We start from the raw sequence: 22337 nt of genomic DNA, 5'->3' as shown, positions 1-22337 counted from the left end.
TCGACTCCATCTTCCCCGATGCGCATCCAACGACGACGTTTCAACGCGGCCCTGGCCGCCGGTCTCGGCCTGCCGCTGTCGCCCGCGGCGCTCGCGCAGTTCCGCGTCGAGATCTCCGGCATCGGCGCGACGCAGCTGCCGGTGGCGGTCACCCGCTTCCGCGAAGAGGACCGCAGCGGCCAGCCGATCTCGATGATCGTGCGCGCCGACCTCGAACGCAGCGGCCTGTTCCGCATCGTCGATTCCAGCGGCGTGCTCGACGAGCGCAGCGCGCCGGAATTCGGCGACTGGCGCGGCCGCGCCGCCGATGCGCTGGTCGCCGGCTCGGTCACCCGGCTGCCCGATGGCCGCTTCGACATCCGCTTCAAGCTGTGGGACGTCGTCAAGGGCCAGGAGCTGCTGGGCCAGGCCTACGCCGTCGCCGAAGGCGACCTGCGGCTGGCCGCGCACCGCATCGCCGATGCGATCCACGAGAAGCTGACCGGCGAGCGCGGCGTCAACGCGACCCGCATCGCCTACGTCACGCGGGCCTCGGGCGTCTACCGGCTGCACATCACCGATGCCGACGGCGAGGGCGGCAAGGTGCCGCTGACCAGCCCGCACTCGATCATCTCGCCGGCCTGGTCGCCCGATGGGCGGCAGCTGGCCTACGTCTCGTTCGAGGACCAGAAGGCCGTCGTCATGGTGCACGACGTGCAGTCGGGCGAGCGGCGCCGGCTGGCCAATTTCCGCGGCTCGAACAGCGCGCCGGCCTGGTCGCCGGACGGCAAGCGCCTGGCGGTCACGCTGTCGCGCGATCGCATCTCGCAGCTGTACATGATGGACGCCGGCGGCGGCGAGCCGCGTCGCCTGACGACCACCAGCGCGATCGACACCGAAGCCGTGTTCGCGCCCGACGGCCAGACGCTCTACTTCGTCAGCGATCGCGGCGGCAGCCCGCAGATCTACCGCATGTCGGCCGGCGGCGGCGCTGCCGACCGCGTCACCTTCACCGGCGGCTACAACATCAGCCCGGCGGTCAGCCCCGACGGCCGCACGCTCGCCTACGTGGCGCGCGACAACGGCAACGCCTTCCGCGTCATGGTGCTCGACATGGGCGGCGGCACGCCGGTTGCCGTCAGCGACACCACCGAGGACGAAAGCCCGAGCTTTGCGCCCAATGGCCGCCTGCTGATGTACGCCACCCGGGCGCAAGGCCGCGACGTGTTGATGACGACCACCCTGGATGGCAAGATTCGCACACGCTTGTTATCGACCGGCGTCGACGTGCGCGAGCCGGCCTGGGGGCCTTTCAATCGCTGACTTGCAGCGCAGTTCACCGGGTCACCGACCCACAGCCAAGGAGCAGTCCATGATGCATGCCCTCCGCACCACCACCTTGTGTGCCGCCGTCGCCGCCGTAGCTGCCCTCCTGGCCGGCTGCGGCTCGAGCGTCAAGCTCGACGACCAGGCGCCGGTCGAATCGCGCACCGGCAGCGGCACCACCAGCACGACGCCCCGCGCCGCGGCAACCGGGCCCAGCGGCTCCTCGAGCGTCACGCCGGTCACGATCCCCGGCGGCACCGTGTCCGCGGCCAACCTGGGGCGCCTCGTCTATTTCGATTTCGACAGCTTCACCGTCAAGGAAGACTTCCGCCCGCTGATCGAATCGCATGCCAAGGTGCTGGCGACGAACAAGGGCAAGCGCATGACCATCGAGGGCCACACCGACGAGCGCGGCGGCCGCGAGTACAACCTGGCGCTGGGCCAGAAGCGCGCCGAGGCGGTGGCCAAGTCGCTCGCGCTGCTCGGCGCGACCGACGCGCAGCTCGAGGCAGTGAGCTTCGGCAAGGAGCGCCCGGTCGTCGAGGGGCATGACGAATCGTCCTGGGCCAAGAACCGCCGCGCCGAGCTGAAGGATCGCTGAGGTGTCGTGGTTCGACGCGCAGCGCCGGGCCGGCCGCACCGGCCGGCTGCGGCATGCGCTGCTGCCGGTGCTGCTGGCCGGCGCGTTCGGCGCCGCCGGCCCTGCCCGTGCTGCGCTGTTCGAGGACGACGAGGCGCGCAAGGCGATCCTCGACCTGCGGGCCCGCATCCAGGCCAGCGACGATGCGGCGAAGGCCCGCATGGCCGAGCTGGTGGCCGGGCAGACGCAGGCGCTGGAACAGCTGCGCCGCAGCCTGGTCGAGCTGAACACGCTGATCGAGGCGCAGCGCGGCGAGCTCGCGCGGCTGCGCGGCGTGCAGGAGCAGATGCAACGCGACGTCGCCGAGCTGCAGAAGCGCCAGCGCGAAGGTGTCAACGTGCTCGAGGAGCGCTTGCGCAAGATCGAGCCGCAGCCGGTGTCGGTCGACGGCAAGGACTTCCTCGTCGAGCCCGAGGAGCGCCGCGCCTACGAAGAGGCCGTCGCGGTGCTGCGCACCGGCGACTTCGACAAGTCCGCGGCCACGCTGGCCGCGTTCATCCGGCGTTATCCGACCAGCGGCTACCTTGATTCGGCGCGCTTCTGGCTCGGCAACGCCCTGTACGGCAAGCGCGACTACAAGGAGGCGATTGCCGTTTTCCGTGCGCTCGTCGCCGCCGCGCCCGACCATCCGCGCGCCGCCGAGGCCCTGCTGGCGATTGCCAACTGCCAGGTCGAGATGAAGGACGTCAAGGCCGCCCGCCGCACGCTGGACGATCTTCTGAAGAGTTATCCGAAATCGGAAGCCGCTGCCGCCGGACGTGAGCGCCTCGGGTCCCTGAAGGGGTGATGTTGGCGATGTTGAGCGATGCCGAGCTGCTGTCGCTCGGCACCCAGGTGCTGTGGGCGGCCTTCGGCCTGGGCCTGCTGTTCGGCGCGATCGCCCAGCGCACGCACTTCTGCACGATGGGCGCAGTGGCCGACATCGTCAACATCGGCGACTGGTCGCGCATGCGCATGTGGGTGCTGGCCATCGCCGTCGCGATGCTGGGTTTCAACGCGATGGTCGCGCTCGGCTGGCTGCGTGCGGCCGACAGCCTGTATGCCCCGCCGCTCTGGCTGTGGCTGTCGCAGATCGTCGGCGGGCTGATGTTCGGCTTCGGCATGGTGCTGGCGTCGGGCTGCGGCAGCAAGACGCTGGTGCGCATCGGCGGCGGCAATCTCAAATCGCTGATGGTCTTCATCGTGCTCGCGCTCGCCGCCTTCGCGACGCTCAAGGGCATCACCGCGGTGCTGCGCGTCAACACGGTCGACAGCGTGCGCTGGGCGCTGCCGGCGGCGGGGCAGGACCTGCCGTCGCTGGTGGCGGCGGCGTTCGGCGGCAGCGCCGCGCAGCATGCCGGCTGGCTCGGCCTGCTGTTCGGCGGCGCGCTCGCGGCCTGGGTGCTGATGCGCAGCGAAGGTCGCTCGCCCGACGTGCTGGTCGGTGGCCTCGGCATCGGCGGGGTGATCGTCGCGGCATGGTGGGTGTCGGGGCGGCTGGGCTTCGTGCCAGAGCATCCGCAGACGCTGGAGCCGACCTTCCTGGCGACCAATTCGCAGCGCATGGAGGCCTTCAGCTTCGTCGCGCCGCTCGCCTACAGCGTCGACTGGCTGCTGTTCTTCAGCGACAAGACCAAGCTGCTGACGCAGGGCATCGTGATCGTGGCCGGCGTCGTGCTCGGCAGCGCAGCGGTCGCACTCGTCGGACGCAGCTTTCGGTGGGAAGGTTTTCGCGGCGTCGAGGACACCGCGAACCACGTGGTCGGCGCGCTGCTGATGGGCATCGGCGGCGTCACGGCGCTGGGCTGCACGATCGGGCAGGGCCTGTCGGGCGTCTCGACGCTGTCGATCGGCAGCTTCGTCGCGCTGGCATCGATCATCGCCGGGGCGGTCGGCGCGTTGCGCTGGCAGGTCTGGCGCATCGAGCGGCAGGCATGAGCGTGGTCATCGACGAGGCCGATCTCGAGCGCCGCTTCGGCGGCCTGCGCCGCCTGTATGGCGAGGCCGGTTATGCGCGCGTGCGCGCGGCGCGCATCGCCGTGGTCGGGCTCGGCGGGGTCGGTTCGTGGACGGTCGAGGCGCTCGCGCGCAGCGGGGTCGCCGAGCTCACGCTGATCGACCTCGATCATGTCGCCGAGTCGAACGTCAATCGCCAGGTGCAGGCGCTGGGCAGCACGCTCGGCATGGCCAAGGCCGAGGCGCTGCGGCAACGCATCGCCGACATCCATCCCGCCTGCATCGTCCACGCGGTCGAGGAGTTCGCGACGCCCGCCAACTGGCCGGCGCTGCTGCCCACGCCGGTCGATGCCGTGGTCGACGCCTGCGACCAGAGCTACGCGAAACTCGCGCTCGCCGCGTGGGCGCTCGAGCAGCGCATCGCCTTCGTCAGCGCCGGCGCGGCCGGGGGCAAGCAGGCCGCGCAGCGCGTCGAGGTGGCCGATCTGTCCGACGTTACGCACGACCCGCTGCTGGCATCGCTGCGCCAGCGCCTGCGCAAGCAGGGGGCGCCGCGGCAGGGGCGCATCGGGGTGGCTTGCGTGTTCTCGCGCGAGAACGTGCGCGCGCCGGCCGATGCCGCCTGCGAGCTCGATGCCGGCGACGGCAGCCTGAACTGCCATGGCTATGGTTCGAGCGTGATGGTCACGGCCACCTTCGGCTTCGTCGCGGCCGGCGAAGTGCTGCGCCAATGCATCGAATGATCGCCGCGGCACTTGAGGCTCGAAAAGTGCGTGCTAGAATGTCGTGCTCTACCGCTCGCAAAGCGTAGTTACCGGGTTGTTAGCTCAGTCGGTAGAGCAGCGGACTTTTAATCCGTTGGTCGCAGGTTCGAATCCTGCACAACCCACCACCAACGGTGCCACGGTACAGTTGGAAAGAATCAGGGCTCTTAGCTCAGTTGGTAGAGCAGCGGACTCTTAATCCGTTGGTCGAGTGTTCGAGTCACTCAGGGCCCACCATAGGTAAGCGACAGGGGTTCAGCAGAGATGCTGAACCCCTTTTGCTTTGTGCGTGCAGGTGGAATTGATTGCACTGCCCACTGAACAACGAACAACGCAGTGCGCGGTAGCCAGAACGCGGCAATGAGAATTGCCCGGCGCATTCAGAGCGAGACTGCCGAAGGCGGCGGTGATCACTGCGCAGCTCTCTTTCGCGCTTGCAAGCGAAGCGCCGTCTTGCGCACGATGACGGCGAATGCCTGAACCACGGGCGCCTTGGCCGCCTGCGTGCGCCACAGCAGCCCCGGTGTGCGAATCGGCGTCGGGCTCTCGATCGGCACCGTGCGCAGGCCCGCCAGCTCCGCCGGCACCGCGTTGGCCGAGACGATGGTGCCCACCGGCGCGCGCTGCACGAGGCCGATCATCGGCGCGACCGTCGACATCTCGGCCACCACCGAGGGTTCGGCGCCGCAGGCGGCGAAGCACTCGTCGAGCATTGCGCGGGTGGTGAAGCGCGCGGGCAGCAGCACCAGCGCCTGCTGGTGAAGTTCGACCATGCGGATGCGCCGGCGCCCGGCCATCGGGTGCGTGTCCGCCACCACCAGCACCATTTCCTCGTTGTAGAGCGGCTCGAAGGTCAGATCGGTCGGTCCGTTGGGCCGGTAGGCGATGCCGATGTCGAGATCGCCCGAGTGCAGCTGGGCGCCGATGTCGTCGGCCGGCAGCTCCTCGATGCAGACCTTCACCGTCGGGTGCCGCGCCAGCAGCAGCGCCACGCATTCGGGAATCAGCCCGATGTTGAAGGTGTGCGTGGCCCCCACGCGCACCCGGCCGGTCAGGTCGCCGGCCGCCGGCCGCAGCATCGCGATGCCGGCATCCACCTCTTTCAGCGCCCGGGCAGCGTAGGCCAGGAAGAGCTGGCCGGCCTCGGTCGTGACGACCTTCTTGCCGATGCGCTCGAACAGGGCCTGGCCGATCTGTTCCTCCAGTTGGCGGATCTGGTGCGACAGCGTCGACTGGGTGACGTGCACGCGCGCAGCGGCGCGCGTGAAGCTGAGGCACTCGGCCAGGGCGACAAAGTAGCGAAGATGCCGCAACTCCATGAAAACCCTTTCGAATGATCGACGCCATCGATGATATCGATGGAGATTCGTCACGCATCGAGCAGCCGCACATGCCTATCCTGGGCCCGCACTCGAAACACAGGACGCACAGGAGACAGCGGATGAACACCAGCACGCTCACGCGCCGCGGCGCGATCGGTTTCAGCCTCGGTGCGTTGGCCGGACTGTCCGTGCCGGCGCGTGCCCAGGGCGGCGCGCCGATCCGCATCGGCAGCACGCTGGCGCTGACCGGGCCACTCTCCGCCACCGCGCAGATCCACCGCATCGTCGGCGAGATCTATGTCGAGCAGGTCAACAAGCGCGGCGGCTGGCTCGGCCGGCCGCTCGAATGGGTGCTGAAGGACGACCAGAGCAAGCCGGACCTGGCGCGCACGCTGTACGAGCAGCTGGTCACCGCCGACAAGGTCGATCTGCTGATGGGCCCGTATGCCACCGGCGCGATCCTGTCGGCGATGGGCGTGGCGCAGCGCTACGGCAAGGTGCTGGTGCACCACACGCTGGGCATCCCGTCGCTGGCCAAGTACGACATGCAGTTCCCGGCGTGGTCGCTGGGTTCCGAGCCCGCGACCACGGTGCCGAACACGGTGTTCGATGCGCTGGCCGCCGGCCCCAAACCCCCAAAGACAGTGGCCGTGGTGACGAGCAAGTTCCCGTCGATCCAGTTCATGTCCGCCGGCGCGCGCGAGGTGCTGAAGAAGCGCGGCCTGAACGAAGTGCTGTTCCTCGAATGGGACTTCGGCAACCGCGACTTCGGCCCGATCGCCAACCGGATCAAGGATGCCAAGCCCGACTTCGTGTGGGTGGGTGCCATCGGCCTGGACGGCAACCTGCTGCTCGATGCCATGAAGAAGATCGAGTACGTGCCGCCGCAGCACTTCTACCTGTATCCCGCGCCGGGGCCGCTGGTCACGCTGCCGGAGGCGAAGAACGCGCTGTCGGTGACGATCTTCGAGGAACAGCCGCCGTTCACCAACGCACCCGGCGCGGCAGAGTTCATCACGCTCTACCGCGAGCGCGCCACCAAGGCCAATTTGCCCGACCCGTCCGTGGAGGTGCAGGCCGGCGCTTCGTACACGGCCTGGCAGATCCTCGACGCCGGCGTCGCGGCCACCAAGGGCCTGGACGACAAGGCCATTGCCGCCTGGCTCCGAGCCAATCGCGTCGACACCATCCAGGGCAAGCTGCGCTTCAACGGCCCCAGCAACTACGGCGACGACCTGATGCGCGTGAAGCAGGTGCAGAACGGCCGCTGGGCGGTGGTCTGGCCGAAGGAGTTCACCGCCGGCGGTGCGAAGCTCCAGACCAACTGAACGCGATGTCGGGTTTCACGATCCCGAGCGCCACGCTGCTGGCGCAGAGCGTGCTGTCCGGCGTCTTCGTCGGTGCCCTCTACGGCCTGCTCGGGCTGGGCTTGAGCCTGTCGTGGGGGCTGCTGCGGCTGATCAACCTGGCGCACTTTGCGTTCGCGTTTCTCGCGGCCTACCTGTGCTATCAGATGGCGACGATGGGCATGGACCCGCTGCTGACGCTGCTCGTCATCGTGCCGCTGTTCTTCGCCATCGGCGCTGCGCTGCATGCGGCGATGGCGCGCTTCGCGATCACGCCGTTCAACTCGCTGCTGGTCACCTTCGGCCTCACCGGTATTGTCGAGGCGCTGATCCAGTCGGTCTGGACAGCAGACTTCCGCAAGCTCGAGTCGGCCTATGGGGAGCACCGCTACAAGCTGCTCGGGTTGTACCTGCCGCTGCCCGAGCTGATCACGCTCTTTTTGGCCGTCAGCCTGTCGTTCGGCATCTGGGCGGTGCTGCGCTACACCGACCTGGGCAAGGCCCTGCGCGCATCGGCCGAAGATGCGCCGATCGCCGCGGCGTTCGGCATCCACCAGCGCCGCAACGCCCTGCTGCTGGCGGGCACCTGTTCAGCGCTGGCCTCGGTGGCGGGGGTCTGCCTGGCGCTCGGCTTCACGCTGGCGCCATCGCAGATCTATGCCTGGATCGGCGTGGTCTTCGCCGCGGTGATGCTGGGCGGGCTGGGCCGGGCCTTGGCGCCGCTGGCCGCCGGCATCGTCATCGGCATCAGCGAAGCGGTGACGATGGCCGTGACGGCGCCTTCGTGGGCGCCGCTGGTTTCGTTCACGCTGCTGATCGGCATCCTTCTCTTCCGTCCAGGGCGTACGGCGTGAGCTCCACGATGGCCGTGGCCAATCCCGGCAGCGTCGCGCCGAAGAGCGCGGCGCCCTGGCGCACACCGGTCGCCATCCTGGCCGCCGCCGCTGCGCTGGCCTTCGTGCCGCGGCTCGGCCTGCCGGCCTTCTACGACTCGCTGCTCTACCTTGTCCTGCACTGGATCGTGCTGGCGACCTCGTGGAACATCCTGTCGGGCTACACCGGCTACTTCTCGTTCGGGCACGGTGCGTATTTCGGTGCCGGGATCTACACGACGAGCACGCTGCTGGCACGCTGGGACTGGCCCTTCCTGGGCACGCTGCCGGTCGCGGCGCTGGTGGCCAGCGTGCTCGGCATCGCGATCGGCGCGGTGGTCTTCCGCGTCAAGGGCATTCGCGGCGAGGTCTTCGCGCTGCTGACGCTGGCCGTCACCTTCGTCGTCGGCACGCTGATCGTCAACACGCCGATCGACGGCGGCAACGGCGTCTCGCTGGCGGGGGTGGCGGTGCCGGCCATCGGACCGACGGCCTCATCCACCTTCTACCTGCTGGCGCTGGCCGCGGCGACGCTGACGCTGCTGGTCGCCTGGCACATCACGACGACCCGCTTCGGCGCGGGGCTGTTCGCGATCCACGACGACGAGGACGCGGCCGAGGTGATGGGCGTGCCGACCTATCGCTACAAGCTGGCGGCCATGGGCATCTCCTGCGCGCTGGCCGGCGTGGCCGGTGGCATCCACGCGCTGTTCCTGTCGTATGTGACGGTGGGCGAGGTGTTCACGATCAACGTGCCGCTGACGGTCGTGCTGATGAGCGTGCTCGGCGGCACGCGGCACTGGGCCGGCCCGGCCATCGGCGCCATCGCGATCACCTTGCTGCTGTACAGCTTCACCGCCGCCGACCATGCGGTGGCCGGCAAGGCGATGGTCGGCGCCATCCTGATCGCGGCCATTCTCTTCATGCCCGACGGCATCCTGCCGCGCCTGCTGCGGCTGCTGCCGCGGCGGCAGCCGGATGTGCTGGCGTCGGCTCAAGAAGCTGCCATTGCACCGTGCCAGGCCGGCGAGGTGCTGTTGCGCACGCGGGGCTTGGCGAAGTCCTTCCGCGGCGTGAAGGCCTTGTCGGGCGTCGATGTCGAGGTGCAGCGCGGCGAGATCCTCGGCCTGCTCGGGCCCAATGGTTCGGGCAAGTCGACCTTCATCAACGTCGTCACCGGCCACTACGCGCCCAGCAGCGGCAGCGTCGTCTTCGAAGGGCAGGAGCTCGGCCGCAGCGCCGCGCACCGCATCGCGCGGGCCGGCATCTCGCGCACCTACCAGATCCCGCGGCCGTTCGCGCGCCAGACCGTGCTGGACAACGCCGCGCTGGCGGCGATGTTCGGCGGCGGCATCCGCTCGCCGGCCGCGGCGCGGGGCCAGGCCATGACCTGGCTCGCCTTTGCCGGCCTGCAGGACAAGGCCCATGCCTACCCGGACGAGCTGAACCTGCACCAGCGCAAGTTCCTGGAGCTGGCGCGCGCGCTGGCCTCGCGGCCGCGGCTGGTGCTGCTGGACGAGGTGTTGTGCGGCCTGACACCGAGCGAGATCGACGACGCGGTGGCGCTGGTGCGGCGCATCCGCGACCAGGGCGCGACGGTGATCTTCGTCGAGCACGTGATGCGCGCCGTCATGGCCCTGACCGACCGCGTCGTCGTCTTCGACCATGGGGAGCTGCTGGCCGAAGGCGCGGCGGCCGAGGTCATGCGGCGGCCCGAGGTGATGGCCGCCTACCTGGGTCCGCCGCTGCCCCAGGCGCAAGCCTCCGCGGTCGCAGGAGCCAGCCATGCTTGAAGTGCGCGACCTGCAGGTGGCCTATGGCCCGGCGCCGGCGCTGTGGGGCGTGAGCTTCGAGCTGCGCCCGCGCGAGCTGCTGTGCATCGTCGGCCCCAACGGCGCCGGCAAGACGACGCTGATCAACACGCTCGCCGGCATCCTGCGCGCACGCGGTGGTCGCATAACGTTCGAAGGCCGTGACATCACCGCCTTGCCTGCGCATCGCTTCTGCCAGGCCGGTATCGCCATCGTGCCGGAGGGGCGGCGGCTGTTCGCCGGCATGAGCGTGATCGAGAACCTGGAGGTCGGCAGCCTGCTGCCGGCCGCCAAAGCGAAGCGCGCGGCATCACTCGAAGCGGTGCTGGCGTTGTTTCCGGCGCTTAAAGCCAAGCTCGGCCAGGCGGCCGGGGAGCTGTCCGGCGGCCAGCAGCAGATGCTGGCCATCGGCCGCGCGCTGATGGCCTGTCCAAGCTTGCTCCTCCTCGATGAACCTTCACTCGGCCTGTCGCCGCTGGTCGTGCAGGAGGTGTTCGCGGCGATCCGGCGCGTCAATGCCGAGGGCACCGCGGTGCTGCTGGTCGAGCAAAACGTGGCCATGGCGATGCGCGTGGCCGATCGCGCCTACGTGCTCGAGCAAGGCCGCATGGCCGCCGAGGGTGCGCCCGGCGAATTGATGCAGCGCGAGGAAATCCGCCGGGCCTACCTCGGCGCCTGACTGCAAGGAGGGATTCGAGATGCTGTTCCCCACCACCATCGTCGGCAGTTTCCCGCAGCCGGACTGGTTGATCGACCGCGAGAAACTCGCCGGCCGCTTTCCGCCGCGGGTGCGTGCGCGCGAGCTCTGGCGCATTCCGCCGCAGTACCTCGAGCAGGCGCAGGAAGACGCCACGCTGATCGCCATCCGCGCGCAGGAAACAGCGGGCCTGGACATCGTGAGTGACGGCGAGATCCGGCGCGAGAGTTATTCGAACCGCTTCGCGACCGCGCTCGACGGCATCGACCTCGACAACCCCGGGACCGCGCTGGACCGCTCGGGCCACCCCAATCCGGTGCCGCGCATCGTCGGACCGATCCGCCGCCGCCATGCGGTGGAGGTCGAGGACCTGAAGTTCCTGCGCGCGCACACCCGCCGCCTGGTCAAGATCACCGTGCCGGGCCCGTTCACGATGCTGCAGCAGGCGCAGAACGACTTCTACGACAGCGAGGAAGAGGCCGCGATGGACTACGCGGCGGCCGTCAATGCCGAGATCCGCGACCTCTTCGCCGCCGGGGCCGATGTGGTGCAGATCGACGAGCCCTACATGCAGGCACGGCCCGAGAAGGCGCGGCGCTACGGCCTGGCCGCGCTGAACCGCGCGCTCGAGGGCATCACCGGCACGACGGCCGTGCACATCTGCTTCGGCTACGCGGCCATCATCCACGAGCGCCCCAGCGGTTATTCGTTCCTGTCCGAACTGGCGCTGTGCAGCTGCCGGCAGGTGTCGATCGAGACCGCGCAGTCGCACCTCGACTGCAGTGCGCTGCTGCCGCTGGCCGGCAAGAAGATCATGGTCGGCTGCCTCGACCTGGCGGACCCTGCCGTCGAATCGGTGGACACGATCGTCGCCCGCATCGAGCGCGCGCTGCCCTATGTCGCGGCCGAGAACGTGATCCTCGCGCCAGACTGCGGCATGAAGTACATCCCGCGCGCCACGGCGGCCGGAAAGCTGGCCGCGATGGTGGCGGCCGCGCAGGTGCTGCGCAGCCGCCATGGCGGCTGAAGGCGCGCCGGTCAACCCCAACCACGTGAGACGACGATGCAAGACAAGCAGATCACCGACGTCACCGCCGCCGTGCTGCGCACGCTGGAAGGCTGCACCGACCCGCGCTACAAGCAGGTCATGACGGCAGTGGTGCAACACCTGCACGCGCTGGTGAAGGAGGTTGACCTGCAGCCCGCCGAATGGATGGCGGCGCTGCAGTTCCTGACCCGCACCGGCCAAGCCTGCACCGCGCAGCGGCAGGAGTTCATCCTGCTGTCGGACACGCTGGGCGTCTCGATGGTCGTGGTCGGGCTCGAACAGGCGCGCCGTTCGGCGAAGGCGCTGGCCGATCGCGAGGCCAGCGCGATGCCGACCGAGGCCACCGTGCAGGGGCCGTTCTACTGGGAGGGCTCGCCGGTGCTGCCGCTGGGCGCAGACATCGGCGCCGGCATGCCCGGCGAGCCGGCCTTCTACAGCGGCACCGTGAGCGACACGCGAGGCCGGCCCATCGCGAACTGCTGCCTGGACATCTGGTCCGGTGACGGCGAGGGCGTCTACGACATGCAGATCGAAGGCGAGGCCGGCAAGCGCCTGCGCGCGCGCTTTCATACCGACGCAGCGGGCCGCTACCACTTCTGGTCGATCAAGCCCACCTTCTACCCCGTGCCGCAGGACGGCCCGGTGGGCGACATGCTGCGGCTCATGGGGCGGCACCCGAATCGGCCCGGGCACATCCACGCGATGGTCTACGCCGAGGGGTATGTGCCGGTCACGACGCACCTCTTTCCGACCGACAGCCCGTTCCTCGACTCCGACGTCGTGTTCGGCGTGCGCAACAGCCTGATCGTGCCCTTCGAAAAGCACGCGCCGGGAACGGCACCCGATGGCCGCGCGATGGACCGCCCGTACCACAGCGCGCGCTTCGACTTCCACCTCGCCCCGGCGGCGTGACACGAGGACCCTCCATCATGAAGATCGGCAAGGCCACGATTCCCGAATCGGCCATCTGCACCTCGGACGACGAGACCATCGTCGTGCGCGGCGAGAACCTGTGCCGCGACCTGATCGGCAAGCTCGGCTTCGTCGATTACTTCTTCCTGCTGATCACCGGCCGGCGGCCGGATGCCGCCGCGAGCCGCGTGCTCGACGCCACGCTGGTGGCCATCGCCGAGCATGGGCTTGTCCCCAGCGTGCAGGCCAGCCGCATGACGCTGGCCGCCGCGCCGGATGCGCTGCAGGGCGCCGTGGCGGCCGGCATCCTGGGCTGCGGTTCGGTGATCCTCGGTGCGTCGGAGACGGCAGGGCGGATGTTCGCGCGCATCGACAAGCTGGCAAATGAGCGTGCGCTGGCGCTCGATGCAGCGGCTGAAGTCGTGGTGCGCGAGCTGCGGGCCGCCGGCCAGGCCGTGCCCGGTTATGGCCATCCGCTGCACAAGGCGCGCGATCCGCGTGTCGCGCGTCTGTTCGAAGTGGCCGCCGAAGCCGGCACCGCCGGCCGCTTCCGGGCGATTGCCGAGAGCGTCGAGCAGGTGCTGCCCGCCATCACCGGCCGCGAGCTGCGCCTGAACGTCTCGGCGGCGATCCCGGCGGTGCTGCTCGATGTCGGCTTTCCGCTGGACGCCCTGCGCGGTGTGCCAATCCTCGCGCGCACCGCCGGGCTGATCGGCCATCTCACCGAAGAGCTGGCCCAGCCGATCGGCTTCGCGCTGTCCTACCAGGCCACGCGCGAGCTGCGCTACACCGGTGCGCTGCCCGAGGGCTGGACGCCGAAGACCGAGACCTGACCCGAGACCCGACACCGTGGCCATGATGCATGCCGCCGAGGTGCTGAACCGCTACCCGGGGCCGGTGCTGACCATTCCCCAGCTGCTGCACTCGCGTGCGGCGGTGGTGCCGCAGCAGGCGGCCGTGGAGTTCGAGGCGCGCACGTGGACCTACGCCCAGCTCGCCGCGGGCAGCACGGCGCTGGCGCATCGCCTGGCTGTCATGGGCGTGCGCAGCGGCGACCGCGTCGCGCATGTGGAGACCAACTCCGACATCGCAGTGCTCCTGTTCCTGGCCACGGTGTCGCTCGGCGCGATCTTCGTGCCGATGAATCCGGCGCTGACCGACGATGACCTGGCCTACCAGATCGACCACTGCGGCGCGATGCTGGTGGCCACGTCGGCTGCGGAGGCGCCGCGTTTCGATGCGCTGCTGCTGCGCCTCGGGCCCGTGGCGCAGCGGCTGCTGCTCGAGGATGTCGGGCTCGCCGCGGCCGCTGCCGACGACGTGCTGGCGATGCTTCCCGCGGACTGCGCAACAACGCTGCCCGTGCTGACACCGCAGACACCGGCGCTGGTGATCTACACCTCGGGCACCACGGGTCGGCCCAAGGGCGTGCTGCACAGCCACGGCAACTACGTGCTCAGCGCGGAGGCCTTCGTCGGCCGGCTCGACCTGCAGCCCGATGACCGCCTGCTCACCGTGTTCCCGCTGTTCCACATCAATGCGCTGTTCTATTCGCTGGGCGGTGCGCTCGCCGCCGGCGCGGCGTTCATCACCGCGCGCCGCTTCTCGGCCTCGAGCTTCTGGTCGCTGGCCGCCCGCACCCGCGCGACCGAGCTGAACATTCTGGCCTCGCTGGCCAAGATCCTGGCCGTGCGGCCGCGCTCGGAGTTCGATCCCACGCACCGGATCCGTGTCATCTACGGCGGCCCGATCACGGCGGAGATGTTCGAGGTCTACCGCAATCAGTTCCACGTGCCGCACCTGCTGGAAGGCTACGGCATGTCGGAAATCCCGGCCGCGACCTGCAACCCGCTGCATGGCGAGCAGAAGCTCGGCAGCATCGGCCTGGCCGGCACGCACCCGCTGCGCGACGGCCCGTTCGTGGAGATGCGCATCTGCGACGACCAGGGCCAGCCGGTGCCGGACGGCACCGTGGGCGAGCTGCAGGTGCGCACGCCGACGATGTTCCTGGGCTACCTCAACGATCCCGAGCAGACCAGCGCGTCGTTCCAGGACGGCTGGTTCCGCACCGGCGATCTGGTGCGGCGCGACGCCGACGGCTACCACTACTTCGTCGCGCGGCAGAAGGACATCATCCGCCGCGGCGGCGAAAACATCTCCGGCGCCGAGCTCGACCGCGTCGTCGAGAGCCACCCGCTGGTGGCGCAGGCGGCGGCCATCGCCGTGCCCTCCGAGCTCGGCGAGGACGAGGTGCTGATCGCCGTCGTGGCGGCGCCAGGTGCCCAGTTGTCGCTCGAGGACCTGGCCGCCTGGTGCCGTGCGCGGCTGGCACCGCTGAAGCAACCGCGCTACGTTGTCTTCGTCGACACGCTGCCGCAAACGCCGACGCAGCGCGTGGCCAAGCACCTGTTGCGGCAGGAGTCGAGCGCACTGCTGGCGCGGGCGCGTGACATGCGGTGAGAAGAGGCCGCGTGCGCGGCCGGGATTCACGCGCCGAGTTGCCCCTGGCAGACGTATTTCAGCTGCAGGTAGTCGTCCAGGCCGTGCACCGAGCCTTCAGGCCATGATCCACACCTTGCGCACCGTTTCGATGGTACGCCAGGTGCCGATGTAGCCGGGCTTCATGATGAAGCAGTCGCCGGCCTTGTAGCGCACGGGCTCGCAGCCATCCTCCGTGATCTCGACCAGGCCGGACAGGATCAGGCAGAACTCCCAGGTCTCGCCCTTGATGGAGCGGTTGAGGCCGGGACTCGACTGCCACACGCCTGCGCGAACGGCGCCGTCCTTGGCGCTGTCGACGTCCCAGTTGCGGCACACGATGTCGCCTTCGAGCACGCGGTCCGCCGGCGGCCGGGATTCGCGCCCTTCGCCGAGTTGGTTGAACTTGAACGGGACGAGCAGCTTGTTTGCCATGGAAGGGTCCTTGGGACTGGAATGGGGGCGGCTCATGCTACTTTCCGAACTGCCTCGTCCGCTGCCGAAGGCGGCATTGAAAACGGTGGCAAATGCGCTTTGAGAGCCCGCTCCGGCGTAATCTGCTGTTCTACCGGATCGCGCGCCAGGGGCCCCTGAAAAGTGCTGTCAGGCGCCCCGATCGAAACGGAATCCACCGGCGTCGGGTGTGAATGCGGCATCTCCATTGCCTGCGGATTCATACACTGATTCCACCCCCCAACGCAGCAGTGGATCTCCAATGGCATTCAAACCCAAGTTCATCAGTTTTGATTGTTATGGCACGCTCATCAACTTCGAGATGGGCCCGACCGCGAAAATCCTGTTCAAGGATCGAATTGCGGCCGAGCGGATGCCTGCCTTCCTCGACAGCTTTCGAGCCTATCGCCTCGACGAGGTCCTGGGCGAGTGGAAGCCCTTCTTCGACGTCGTCGAGAACGCGATTCATCGGGCGTGCAAGGCGCATGGCGTGGAATGCCGTCCGGCCGATGCGGTCGCGCTCTACAACGCCATTGCGGGCTGGCAACCGCATCCGAACGTGGTCGAGGTCCTGGAGGCGATCGCGCCGCACGTTCCGCTGGTGATTCTCTCGAATTCGATGGTCGACCTGATCCCGGCCAGCGTCGCCCATCTCAAGGCGAAGTTTCACGCCGTCTACACCGCCGAGGAGGCACGCGCGTACAAGCCACGTTTCCAGACCTTCGAGTACATGTTTGATCAGCTCGGGTGCGCGCCGGACCAGATGGTGCACTGCTCGTCGAGCTTTCGATACGACCTGATGACGGCGTCCGACCTGGGTTTCATGGCCAAGGCGTTCATCGATCGCGGTCATGAACCCACGTTCGACGGTTATGGCGTCTCGCGCTTGACCGATGTGCGGCAGCTCCCCGCTCTGCTCGGCCTGTGATGAGCGACACCCACCTCAACGGCGCGGCGACGGCGGCGCTGAGCACCACCGCGCCCGATCTCGCACCGGCGGAGGTGCGGGCCTTGGTTGACCGTCTCTACGGCGTCGACGGCAGCGTGCAATCGCTGGCCGGTGAGCGTGACCAGAATTGCCTGGTGGAGACGGCGGACGGCAGTCGCTTCGTCCTCAAGATCAGCAATCCATCCGAGCCGGCTGCGGTCGTCGATTTCCAGATCGCCGCGCTCGAGCACATCGCCAGGGTGTCACCGGAACAGCCGGTGCCGCGTGTCGTGCGGACACTGGACGGGCATACGCACGGGGCGATCGAATTGCCTGGAGGGCGTCGCACACGCGTGCGGATGCTGACCTATCTGGACGGCATCCAGATCCGGGAGACGGTGAGAACCGCCGCGCAGCGACGCGCCATGGGGACGGGGCTTGCCGCGTTGAACCGCGCACTGCACGGTTTCACGCACCCGGGTGCGGCGCATGACCTGCTGTGGAACGTGGCCGCTGCACATCGGCTGGCAGCGAAGCTCGATGGCATCGTCGATGCGAAACGCCGTGCACTGGCCGAAGCGTTCATGACGCGGTTCACCGAGCATGTGTTGCCGCGCCTGGCGTCGTTGCGCTCGCAGGTGATCCACAACGACTACCACCTCTACAACGTGCTCGTCGCACCCGACGATCAGGCGCGGATCGTGGGAATCATCGACTTCGGCGACATGCTGCATGCGCCGCTGGTCGGCGAAGTGGCGACGGCCGCCGCCTTCCACATGGCCGGCAACGAGGACCCTTTCGAGGGGCCGGCCCAGTTCGTGGCTGCGTATCACGCGGCTCTGCCGCTGACCGGCGTCGAACAGGACATCGTTGCCGATCTCATGGCCACGCGCCATCTCGTCACGGTGCTGATCTCGGAATGGCGCGCTGCACGCTATCCCGAAAACCGCACGTACATCATGCGTCACAACCCCGCAGCGTGGGAGGCCCTGTTCCACATGGCGGACCTCTCGCGCGACACGGCACGCGACCGGCTGCTGGCCGGCGTACGAACTGGAGCCCAAGCTTGAAAACCACGACCGACCTCAACATGGTCAATGCCTACGTCCCTGGCCGCGCCGACGTGGGCCCGGCCACTGCCGCGATGATCGCGCGACGTGACGCATTGCTCGGCCCGGCCTACCGCCTGATGTATGAACGGCCGCTTCACATCGTTCGAGGCGAAGGCGCCTGGCTGATCGACCCGCAGGGGCGCCGCTATCTCGACGCCTACAACAACGTCACATCGCTCGGGCATTGCCATCCTTCGGTGGCCGAGGCGATCTGCCGGCAGGTGCAGACGCTGGCGACCAATACGCGCTATCTCCATGACACCATCCTCGAGCTGGCGGAACGCCTGCTGGCGAGCGTGCCGGGCACCGGACTCGCGCACCTGATGTTGACCTGCACGGGCAGCGAGGCCAACGACCTCGCGTACCGCATCGCGAAGGTCCGCACCGGCGGCACCGGGGTGATCGTGACCGAGACGGCTTACCACGGCATCACCGACGCGGTCTCGAAGTTCTCGCCGTCGCTGGGTGTCAGCGTCGATCTCGGCGCGCACGTGCGCCTGGTTCCGGCGCCGCGTCTCTACCACGCCGAAGGTTCCGACCTTGCCGAGCGCTTCACCCGCGACGTCGAGGCGGCCATCGCCGACCTGCGGCGGCACGGCATCAAGCCGGCCGCGCTGATCGTCGATTCGCTGTTCACCAGCGATGGCATCCTGCCTGGGCCAGCGGGCTTCCTGAAAGGCGCGGTCGACGCCATCAAGCGGGCAGGCGGCCTCTTCATTGCCGACGAGGTGCAGCCCGGTTTCGGCCGGACCGGCGAACATCTTTGGGGTTTTCAGCGTCATGGCGTTGTGCCCGACATCGTCACGATGGGCAAGCCGATGGGCAACGGCCAACCGATTGCCGGACTGCTGGCGACCGCCGACGCCCTGGCGGAATTCGGGAAGAGCTCGCGCTACTTCAACACCTTTGCGGGCAACACCGTCTCGTGCGCGGCCGCTTTGGCGGTCCTGGACACGATCGAGCGCGACCGGCTGGTGCAGCATGCGGCCAAGGTCGGGAAGATCCTGCGCGACGGCATCGCCGCCCTGGCCGGCCGGCACGAGGCCATCGGCGACGTGCGCGACGCAGGGCTTTTCGTGGGGGTCGAACTGGTCAGAGATCGCGCATCGCGGGCCCCGGATCGCGGGCTCACGAGCCAGGTGGTCAACCGCATGCGCGACAAGGGCGTGTTGATCAGCGCCTGTGCCATGGGACACAACGTGCTGAAGATCCGCCCGCCGTTGGTGCTGTCTGCGGACCAGGCTGGCCAGGTCATCACGGCGCTGGACGAAGCCCTCGGAGAAGCGCAGAGCACAGATTAGCGAGGCGACACAGGGCGCTACGATCCACCCATGTCTTCTGCAGTCTCGCTCGACAAGTTCGACCTCAAGATCTTGGTGCACCTTCAGCGCGAGGGTCGCTGCTCGAATGTCGAGTTGGCCGATGCCGTCGGCCTGAGCCAGAGTCCGTGCCTCGTGCGGACGAAGCGGCTGCAGGAAATGGGGGTCATTCGCGGCTATGGCGCCGACATTGCGCTGGAGAAGCTGGGCTCCTGCGTGACCGTCTTTTCCGAGGTGACCATCAGCAGCCATCGGCGCCCCGACTTTCGCAAGTTCGAAGAGGTGGCCGGTCAGCACCGCGAAATCGTCGAGTGGTACAACGTCAGCGGTGGCTACGACTACCTGCTGCAAATCGTGGTGCCGAGTGTCGTCTCCTTTCAGACGCTGATGGAGCGCCTGCTGCAAAGCGATATCGGCATCGAGAAGTTCACGAGCCGAATCGTATTGCGACAGTCATCCGGCAAGCGCCTCTATCCGCTCGGCCTCATCGCGGCGCCGCGGGGTGACATCGGGTCCGATCCCGTGACTGACGCGCCTTCCCCTTGAACACGCGGTCAAACCGCGTGGAATCAAAGGGCAGCCAGCGCTTCGAGCGTGATCGGCTTGATGGGAGCGCGGATCCGATGGTGGCCGACCTCGGCCGGTGAGACGCCACGCGCCTGCGCGATGACCTCGGTCACCGTGAGGCCGCAAAGGCGGCCCTGGCAGGGCCCCATACCGCAGCGCGAGAAGGCTTTGGTCTGGCTCGGCCCCATGCAGCCGAGCGCGACCATCCGGCGCAGCTCGCCGGCCGAGACTTCCTCGCAGCGGCAGGCGATCACGTCGTCGGCCGGCACGCGATGCTGGACCTTGGGACGGTAGAGCGCATCGAGGAAAGGCCGGATGTGCAGCTGCCGACGCAGCGCCGACCGCAGCGGCTCGGCCTGGCGGTCGCGTTCGAGTTCGGACATGCGGCCGGCGTCGTGCGAAGCGGCCAGGCCGGCGAGCTGCCCTTGCAGGGCCGCCGCGGCGCCCCCCGCGATGCCCCGCCCGTCGCCGGCCGTGAGAAAGCCGTCCAGCGCCAGGTGCCCCCAGGCATCGGCCTGCGGCACCCAGCACAGCTGCTGGTCGTCCCAACGGTGGGGCAGGCGCAGCGACGCCGTGATCTGGTGGTTCGGCACCACGCCCTGGTGCAGCAGCACGAGGTCGGTTTCAACGCGGTGCGACCTGGCGCCAACACGAAAGCGCAGTGCCGTCGCCCGTGCGTCACCTTCGACCGCCAGGTCGGTTGCGGCGCGGTAGAAGGGGATGCCGGCCCGGCGGATGCTGCGGATCAGGCCGAGACCTTTCTTCACCTCGCGCCATCCCGCCACGGCGCCGCCGAGATGGCGCAGGGCCCGCAGGTAGTCGCCGCGCTCCGTGGTGTCGACGATGGCGGCCATGCGCACACCGGCCCGCAAGTACTGCCAGGCCAGCAGGTACAGCAAGGGTCCGCAGCCCGCCAGCACGACCGGCTGCGACGGCACGACACCGGCGCTCTTGAGAAGAATCTGCGCCGCGCCGGCGGTCATCACGCCGGGCAGCGTCCAGCCCGGGATTGGAAACGGCCGCTCCATTGCGCCGGTGCACAGGATGACCTGGCCGGCCGTGATGGACTGGGATCGCCCATCCTTCAGGTAGTGAATGATCCGATCGCGGGTGATGATCCAGACGGCTGCGCCGCCCACATGACGCGCCGTCGATTGAGCGAAGCGCTCGACCAGCGCCCGACCGGCAGCGTAGTCGTTTCCGAGCACCTGCATCCGATCGACGCCGGCGCGCGCGACGTCGCGGTAGATCTGTCCGCCGGGATGGGCCTGCTCGTCGAGCAGCACGACGGACAGCCCCTGTTCGGCCGCGGTGGCGGCCGCTGCGAGACCCGCCGGGCCGGCGCCGATCACGGCGACGTCCACCGCGAAATCCACCGGATCACGCTGCATGGCGGGCGCCTTCCTGCGAGCGGATCTTCATGCCCGCCTCGACCTGCACGAGGCAGGCTTGGGCGTTGGCCACGCCGTCGATTTCAAGCAGGCATTCGAAGCAGACGCCCATCATGCAGTAGGGAGCACGTGGCGCACCGGACACAGGCGTGGAGCGAAAGCGCACCACACCGGCCGCCAGCAAGGCGGCAGCCAGCGAGGCCTGGCCCGGCACCGTCAGGGGACGACCGTTGAACTCGACGTCGACGGATGCATCGGCGGCCGCCGAAATCGGGCGAAAAAGCGGTTCAGTGGGCATGGTGGTGATCCAGGGCCGGTGTCGGGTGGCCGGCGGCGGGAAAGCGCTCGCCCCGAAAGGCGACCAGTTCCTCGGGAACGGCTGCGCCGTTGATCCACGGGGCGATGCGAAAGGCGTGGGCCGCGGCCAAGGTCACGCCGCTGTGGCAGGTGACCACGTAGGCGCCTGGGCAGGTCGTCGATTCCTGGTAGATCGGATAACCGTCGGGCGTCATGACCCGCAATGCGCCCCACACCCGCACCACATTCAGCCGGCCGAGCAGGGGAAAACTGGCAATGGCACGGCGCGCGAGTTCGGCCAATGTGCGCGTCGTTGTGCCGTCGTCGAAACCCGCATCCTCCATTGATTCGCCGATCTGGATGCCGCCCTCGTCGGTCTGCCGGATGTGGCCGGTGGGACAGTCGAGGATCTTTTCAGTGCGCTCGGTGATGAGCAATTGGCCGCGATTGGGCCGCACCGGCGCATGCAGGCCGACATGGCCGGCCAGCCCGGCATTGCCCAGCCCCGCCGCCAGCACGATCTTGGGCGCGCGAAACTGCCGGCCGCCGCTGTGCGCCGTGAACAGGCCGTGCGCATGCGTGATGCGCTGCACGCCGTGGCCCGTCTTGAGCGTCACGCCCCGCTGGGTGCATGCGGTGTGCAGGGCGCGCAGCAGCTTGAGCGGATTGACGTGGCCGTCCATGGGCGAATAGCTGCCGCCGATCACTGTCGGTCCGATATGGGGCAATCGCTGCAGCAGGGCCGCGCGGTCCAGCATTTCGTACGGGTACTCGCCGCCCGCTTCATCGCGCACGGCGGCCAGCCTTTCCCGGCGCGCCTCGAGTTCGGCTTCGGAAAAGCACAGAGTGAAGGCGCCGGGCTGCCTGGCCTGCACATCGATGCCGGTTTCCGCCTGAAGTTGCGCGGCCAGCGTGGGCCACAGCCGGGCGGATTCCCGACTCCAACGCGAATAGGGGGGAACGCCGCGGCCTTTGCCATGGACCCAGATCAGGCCGAAATTTCCCCGTGACGCGCGAAACGCGTCGTCGCCTTCATCCAGTACCGTGACGCGCTTGCCGGGCTGCGCCAATCCATAGGCCACTGCCGTGCCGACCAAACCGCCGCCAATCACGATCACATCGCTAGCAGACATGCAGACC

General features: G+C 68.6%; 22 protein-coding genes and 2 tRNA genes. 19 read left to right on the top strand and 5 right to left on the bottom strand.

Features of this window, described 5'->3' with window-relative positions:
• The first annotated feature begins 18 nt into the window (after positions 1-18).
• The 7 genes from tolB (at position 19) to HLB44_RS11140 (ending at position 4881) form a co-directional block, all read left to right on the top strand.
• A complete protein-coding gene (gene tolB / locus HLB44_RS11170) occupies positions 19-1302 on the top strand; it encodes a Tol-Pal system beta propeller repeat protein TolB (RefSeq protein WP_246312190.1) in 1284 nt (427 codons plus the stop codon).
• Between the two features lie 49 nt (positions 1303-1351).
• A complete protein-coding gene (pal, locus tag HLB44_RS11165) occupies positions 1352-1906 on the top strand; it encodes a peptidoglycan-associated lipoprotein Pal (RefSeq protein WP_173122650.1) in 555 nt (184 codons plus the stop codon).
• Position 1907: 1 nt separating this feature from the next.
• Positions 1908-2732 carry a tol-pal system protein YbgF gene (gene ybgF / locus HLB44_RS11160; protein WP_343051292.1) on the top strand — a complete coding sequence of 275 codons (825 nt, stop codon included), beginning with the start codon at positions 1908-1910 and terminating at the stop codon, positions 2730-2732.
• Between the two features lie 11 nt (positions 2733-2743).
• On the top strand, positions 2744-3862 hold the full coding sequence (locus HLB44_RS11155; protein ID WP_173122951.1) for a YeeE/YedE family protein: 1119 nt from the start codon (positions 2744-2746) through the stop codon (positions 3860-3862).
• Positions 3859-4623, top strand: a complete 765-nt coding sequence (locus HLB44_RS11150) for a tRNA threonylcarbamoyladenosine dehydratase (RefSeq protein WP_173122649.1) — start codon at positions 3859-3861, stop codon at positions 4621-4623. Before HLB44_RS11155 ends, HLB44_RS11150 begins: the two co-directional genes overlap by 4 nt.
• Positions 4624-4696: 73 nt before the next feature.
• Positions 4697-4772, top strand: a tRNA-Lys gene (locus tag HLB44_RS11145).
• A gap of 33 nt (positions 4773-4805) precedes the next feature.
• Positions 4806-4881 (top strand) — tRNA-Lys (locus HLB44_RS11140).
• A 173-nt stretch (positions 4882-5054) separates the two neighbouring features.
• Here HLB44_RS11140 and HLB44_RS11135 read toward each other — a convergent pair.
• The gene (locus tag HLB44_RS11135; RefSeq protein ID WP_173122648.1) at positions 5055-5963 is read right to left on the bottom strand and encodes a LysR substrate-binding domain-containing protein; all 909 of its coding nucleotides are present in this window, start codon (positions 5961-5963) and stop codon (positions 5055-5057) included.
• A gap of 122 nt (positions 5964-6085) precedes the next feature.
• Here HLB44_RS11135 and HLB44_RS11130 point away from each other — a divergent pair, with 122 nt between their 5' ends.
• Genes HLB44_RS11130 through HLB44_RS11095 form a run of 8 tightly spaced genes read left to right on the top strand, consistent with a single transcriptional unit; the run spans position 6086 to position 15112 of the window.
• Entirely contained in the window at positions 6086-7294 is a 1209-nt protein-coding gene (locus HLB44_RS11130; RefSeq protein ID WP_173122647.1) for an amino acid ABC transporter substrate-binding protein, read from the top strand.
• Between the two features lie 5 nt (positions 7295-7299).
• Positions 7300-8166 carry a branched-chain amino acid ABC transporter permease gene (locus HLB44_RS11125; RefSeq protein ID WP_173122646.1) on the top strand — a complete coding sequence of 289 codons (867 nt, stop codon included), beginning with the start codon at positions 7300-7302 and terminating at the stop codon, positions 8164-8166.
• Positions 8163-9977, top strand: a complete 1815-nt coding sequence (locus HLB44_RS11120; RefSeq protein WP_343051291.1) for a branched-chain amino acid ABC transporter ATP-binding protein/permease — start codon at positions 8163-8165, stop codon at positions 9975-9977. The genes HLB44_RS11125 and HLB44_RS11120 overlap by 4 nt, the downstream gene beginning before the upstream one ends.
• Positions 9970-10674, top strand: a complete 705-nt coding sequence (locus HLB44_RS11115; RefSeq protein WP_173122645.1) for an ABC transporter ATP-binding protein — start codon at positions 9970-9972, stop codon at positions 10672-10674. The genes HLB44_RS11120 and HLB44_RS11115 overlap by 8 nt, the downstream gene beginning before the upstream one ends.
• A 19-nt stretch (positions 10675-10693) precedes the next feature.
• Positions 10694-11719 (top strand): uroporphyrinogen decarboxylase family protein, encoded by a 1026-nt coding sequence (locus HLB44_RS11110; protein ID WP_173122644.1) that lies wholly within the window; start codon positions 10694-10696, stop codon positions 11717-11719.
• A gap of 36 nt (positions 11720-11755) precedes the next feature.
• On the top strand, positions 11756-12652 hold the full coding sequence (locus tag HLB44_RS11105; protein ID WP_173122643.1) for a dioxygenase family protein: 897 nt from the start codon (positions 11756-11758) through the stop codon (positions 12650-12652).
• Positions 12653-12669: 17 nt separating this feature from the next.
• Positions 12670-13485, top strand: coding sequence for a citryl-CoA lyase (locus tag HLB44_RS11100; protein ID WP_173122642.1), 816 nt, complete (start codon positions 12670-12672; stop codon positions 13483-13485).
• Positions 13486-13507: 22 nt separating this feature from the next.
• Positions 13508-15112, top strand: a complete 1605-nt coding sequence (locus HLB44_RS11095) for a class I adenylate-forming enzyme family protein (protein WP_246312223.1) — start codon at positions 13508-13510, stop codon at positions 15110-15112.
• Positions 15113-15208: 96 nt separating this feature from the next.
• Here HLB44_RS11095 and HLB44_RS11090 read toward each other — a convergent pair whose 3' ends face one another.
• A complete protein-coding gene (locus HLB44_RS11090; protein ID WP_246312189.1) occupies positions 15209-15601 on the bottom strand; it encodes a cupin domain-containing protein in 393 nt (130 codons plus the stop codon).
• Between the two features lie 244 nt (positions 15602-15845).
• Here HLB44_RS11090 and HLB44_RS11085 point away from each other — a divergent pair, with 244 nt between their 5' ends.
• The 4 genes from HLB44_RS11085 to HLB44_RS11070 are packed head-to-tail and all read left to right on the top strand — an operon-like array spanning position 15846 to position 19488.
• Positions 15846-16511 carry a haloacid dehalogenase type II gene (locus HLB44_RS11085; RefSeq protein ID WP_173122640.1) on the top strand — a complete coding sequence of 222 codons (666 nt, stop codon included), beginning with the start codon at positions 15846-15848 and terminating at the stop codon, positions 16509-16511.
• Positions 16511-17581, top strand: a complete 1071-nt coding sequence (locus HLB44_RS11080; RefSeq protein WP_173122639.1) for a phosphotransferase — start codon at positions 16511-16513, stop codon at positions 17579-17581. The genes HLB44_RS11085 and HLB44_RS11080 overlap by 1 nt, the downstream gene beginning before the upstream one ends.
• 20 nt (positions 17582-17601) lie before the next feature.
• Positions 17602-18924, top strand: coding sequence for an aspartate aminotransferase family protein (locus tag HLB44_RS11075; RefSeq protein ID WP_217283636.1), 1323 nt, complete (start codon positions 17602-17604; stop codon positions 18922-18924).
• A 30-nt stretch (positions 18925-18954) separates the two neighbouring features.
• Complete coding sequence (locus tag HLB44_RS11070) at positions 18955-19488, top strand: Lrp/AsnC family transcriptional regulator (RefSeq protein ID WP_173122637.1); 534 nt, start codon at positions 18955-18957, stop codon at positions 19486-19488.
• A 23-nt stretch (positions 19489-19511) separates the two neighbouring features.
• Here the strand turns inward: HLB44_RS11070 and HLB44_RS11065 are convergent, their stop codons facing one another.
• The 3 genes from HLB44_RS11065 to HLB44_RS11055 are packed head-to-tail and all read right to left on the bottom strand — an operon-like array spanning position 19512 to position 22330.
• Positions 19512-20900: an FAD-dependent oxidoreductase gene (locus HLB44_RS11065; RefSeq protein ID WP_173122636.1), complete on the bottom strand. Its 1389-nt coding sequence runs from the start codon at positions 20898-20900 to the stop codon at positions 19512-19514.
• Positions 20890-21198, bottom strand: coding sequence for a (2Fe-2S)-binding protein (locus HLB44_RS11060; protein WP_173122635.1), 309 nt, complete (start codon positions 21196-21198; stop codon positions 20890-20892). The genes HLB44_RS11065 and HLB44_RS11060 overlap by 11 nt, the downstream gene beginning before the upstream one ends.
• Entirely contained in the window at positions 21188-22330 is a 1143-nt protein-coding gene (locus HLB44_RS11055; RefSeq protein ID WP_173122634.1) for an NAD(P)/FAD-dependent oxidoreductase, read from the bottom strand. Before HLB44_RS11055 ends, HLB44_RS11060 begins: the two co-directional genes overlap by 11 nt.
• Between the last annotated feature and the right edge of the window lie 7 nt (positions 22331-22337).

It is taken from the genome of Pseudaquabacterium terrae (assembly GCF_013266755.1).
In the GTDB taxonomy this organism is placed as follows: domain Bacteria; phylum Pseudomonadota; class Gammaproteobacteria; order Burkholderiales; family Burkholderiaceae_C; genus Pseudaquabacterium; species Pseudaquabacterium terrae.
This window is presented reverse-complemented; position numbering and strand designations above follow the sequence as displayed.

Coding starts and splice junctions, on each gene's coding strand:
- tolB (WP_246312190.1), top strand. CDS start 19: ATGCGCATCCAACGACGACGTTTCAACGCGGCCCTGGCCGCCGGTCTC.
- pal (WP_173122650.1), top strand. CDS start 1,352: ATGATGCATGCCCTCCGCACCACCACCTTGTGTGCCGCCGTCGCCGCC.
- HLB44_RS11150 (WP_173122649.1), top strand. CDS start 3,859: ATGAGCGTGGTCATCGACGAGGCCGATCTCGAGCGCCGCTTCGGCGGC.
- HLB44_RS11135 (WP_173122648.1), bottom strand. CDS start 5,963: ATGGAGTTGCGGCATCTTCGCTACTTTGTCGCCCTGGCCGAGTGCCTC.
- HLB44_RS11130 (WP_173122647.1), top strand. CDS start 6,086: ATGAACACCAGCACGCTCACGCGCCGCGGCGCGATCGGTTTCAGCCTC.
- HLB44_RS11125 (WP_173122646.1), top strand. CDS start 7,300: ATGTCGGGTTTCACGATCCCGAGCGCCACGCTGCTGGCGCAGAGCGTG.
- HLB44_RS11115 (WP_173122645.1), top strand. CDS start 9,970: ATGCTTGAAGTGCGCGACCTGCAGGTGGCCTATGGCCCGGCGCCGGCG.
- HLB44_RS11110 (WP_173122644.1), top strand. CDS start 10,694: ATGCTGTTCCCCACCACCATCGTCGGCAGTTTCCCGCAGCCGGACTGG.
- HLB44_RS11105 (WP_173122643.1), top strand. CDS start 11,756: ATGCAAGACAAGCAGATCACCGACGTCACCGCCGCCGTGCTGCGCACG.
- HLB44_RS11100 (WP_173122642.1), top strand. CDS start 12,670: ATGAAGATCGGCAAGGCCACGATTCCCGAATCGGCCATCTGCACCTCG.
- HLB44_RS11095 (WP_246312223.1), top strand. CDS start 13,508: ATGATGCATGCCGCCGAGGTGCTGAACCGCTACCCGGGGCCGGTGCTG.
- HLB44_RS11090 (WP_246312189.1), bottom strand. CDS start 15,601: ATGAGCCGCCCCCATTCCAGTCCCAAGGACCCTTCCATGGCAAACAAG.
- HLB44_RS11085 (WP_173122640.1), top strand. CDS start 15,846: ATGGCATTCAAACCCAAGTTCATCAGTTTTGATTGTTATGGCACGCTC.
- HLB44_RS11080 (WP_173122639.1), top strand. CDS start 16,511: ATGAGCGACACCCACCTCAACGGCGCGGCGACGGCGGCGCTGAGCACC.
- HLB44_RS11075 (WP_217283636.1), top strand. CDS start 17,602: ATGGTCAATGCCTACGTCCCTGGCCGCGCCGACGTGGGCCCGGCCACT.
- HLB44_RS11070 (WP_173122637.1), top strand. CDS start 18,955: ATGTCTTCTGCAGTCTCGCTCGACAAGTTCGACCTCAAGATCTTGGTG.
- HLB44_RS11065 (WP_173122636.1), bottom strand. CDS start 20,900: ATGCAGCGTGATCCGGTGGATTTCGCGGTGGACGTCGCCGTGATCGGC.
- HLB44_RS11060 (WP_173122635.1), bottom strand. CDS start 21,198: ATGCCCACTGAACCGCTTTTTCGCCCGATTTCGGCGGCCGCCGATGCA.
- HLB44_RS11055 (WP_173122634.1), bottom strand. CDS start 22,330: ATGTCTGCTAGCGATGTGATCGTGATTGGCGGCGGTTTGGTCGGCACG.